Source organism: Burkholderia sp. E168m23, from assembly GCF_016586125.1.
GTDB lineage: Bacteria > Pseudomonadota > Gammaproteobacteria > Burkholderiales > Burkholderiaceae > Burkholderia > Burkholderia orbicola.
Genome location: NZ_BCPP01001148.1, coordinates 1 through 1948, shown reverse-complemented (window position 1 = coordinate 1948; position 1948 = coordinate 1). Strand labels below are relative to the sequence as shown.

Below are 1948 nucleotides of genomic sequence, written 5' to 3'. Positions count from 1 at the left end.
TACGTAGCCCACGCGCGTGGCCGGCACGACTTCATAGCGTACCGGCGGCGGCGCATTCGGCGCGACGACGACGATTTCCTCGGTGCGCACGGCGACCGGCTCCGCGATGACCATGCGCCCCTGCGGCGCGATCACGGGCGTGCCGACGAGAATCTCGTCCGCATGCGCGGCGAACGGTGCGACGACGGCCGACAGGCCCGCGGCCAACAGCGCGAGCGAAACGATGCGACGTGAAACGGGAGAGACAGCCATCACAACCTCCTGGTTGAACAAATGACGCGAGCGTATTCGTTCAATGCGGGAGAGTCGATTGCGGCCGACAGGCGCCGTGTTACGGCGTGCCCGAAAGTGCAACAGGGCGTAAGACGCGCACGGCGGCGGGTGCCGCCGTGCGGAGGGACACGCGCCAAGCGTCAGGCTTGCGGAATCTCGATCTTCACTTCGAGGACTTCGAGATCGTCCTGGCGCTCGAGGCTCACGCGGATGTCATCGTCCGAAATATGAACGTACTTCGAGATGACCGCGACGAGCTCTTTCTGCAGCGCCGGCAGGTAATCGGCCGGCGGCCGGCCGCCGACCCGCTCGTGCGCGATGATGAGCTGCAGGCGCTCCTTCGCGACCGATGCGGACTTCTTCTTCTCGCCGAGGAGAAACGAAAGGATGGACATGGGCGGCCTCCGTTACTTGCTGCCGAAGAGGCGCTGCAGCAGGCCCGGCTTCTGGTAATCGGTGAAGCGCAGCGGCTTGTCCTCGCCGAGGAAACGGGCGACGACGTCCTTGTACGCTTCCGCGACGTCCGTGCCGTCGATATGCACGGCCGGCAAACCCTGGTTCGACGCGTGCAGCACGGCTTCCGATTCGGGCACCACGCCGATCAGCTTGATGCGCAGGATCTCGCTGATGTCCTCGAGCGACAGCATCTCGCCTTCGCTCACGCGCTTCGGGCTGTAACGCGTGATCAGCAGGTGTTCCTTGATCGGCTCCTTGCCTTCGGTCGCGCGCTTCGTCTTCGACGACAGGATGCCGAGAATGCGGTCCGAGTCGCGCACCGACGATACTTCCGGGTTCGTGACGATCAGCGCTTCATCCGCGAAGTACATCGCGTGCAGCGCGCCGGCTTCGATACCGGCCGGCGAATCGCAGACGATGTATTCGAAGTCCATCGCGACGAGATCGTTCAGCACCTTCTCGACGCCGTCGCGCGTCAGCGCATCCTTGTCGCGCGTCTGCGACGCCGGCAGGATGAACAGGTTCTCGCACTTCTTGTCCTTGATCAGCGCCTGGTTCAGGTTCGCTTCGCCCTGGATCACGTTCACGAGGTCATACACGACGCGACGCTCGCAGCCCATGATGAGATCGAGGTTGCGCAGGCCGACGTCGAAGTCGATCACGGCCGTCTTGTGGCCGCGCAGCGCGAGACCCGACGCGAAGCTCGCGCTCGTCGTCGTCTTGCCCACGCCGCCCTTGCCCGAGGTCACCACGATGATTTTTGCCATTTACCCAATACCCTGTGTTCGTCAATGAGAGCCGATCGATCCGGAGCGCACCGCGTGAATTACGTCAGGCGCAGCGGTTCGATCATCAGTTTTTCCTCTTCGAGCCGGATCTGTACCGATTTGCCCAGTACGTCGGCGGGCAGCGGGTTCTCGGTCGTTCGATAGATACCCGCGATCGAAATCAGTTCCGGTTCGAGACACGTGCAGAAAATGCGCGCGTCGTGATTGCCGTGCACGCCCGCGAGGGCGCGGCCGCGCAGCGGCGCGTAGATGTGGATATTGCCTTCCGCGATGATTTCCGCGCCGTGACTGACCGGCGCGAGCACCACGAGGTCTCCTTTCGCGTAAATCTGCTGCCCCGAACGCAATGGCCGGTCGATCACCAGCGTCTGGCCGCCGGCCTGCACGAGCGTCGGCGCGGGCTCCGACGGCTGTTCGGGCGCCGCTGCGGC

At 64.2% G+C, this 1948-nt stretch carries 3 protein-coding genes and 1 pseudogene; all 4 read right to left on the bottom strand.

Annotation, left to right across the window (positions count from 1 at the left end; translation table 11 throughout):
- Positions 1-252, bottom strand: a pseudogene (locus JMF90_RS35085) (hypothetical protein); the annotation flags it as partial.
- 161 nt (positions 253-413) lie between these two features.
- Positions 414-668: a cell division topological specificity factor MinE gene (gene minE, locus JMF90_RS35080; RefSeq protein ID WP_006476634.1), complete on the bottom strand. Its 255-nt coding sequence runs from the start codon at positions 666-668 to the stop codon at positions 414-416.
- Positions 669-680: 12 nt separating this feature from the next.
- The gene (gene minD / locus JMF90_RS35075; RefSeq protein ID WP_006476635.1) at positions 681-1496 is read right to left on the bottom strand and encodes a septum site-determining protein MinD; all 816 of its coding nucleotides are present in this window, start codon (positions 1494-1496) and stop codon (positions 681-683) included.
- A 59-nt stretch (positions 1497-1555) separates the two neighbouring features.
- The coding region (minC, locus tag JMF90_RS35070; RefSeq protein WP_236598105.1) for a septum site-determining protein MinC at positions 1556-1948 on the bottom strand (393 nt) is incomplete at its 5' end.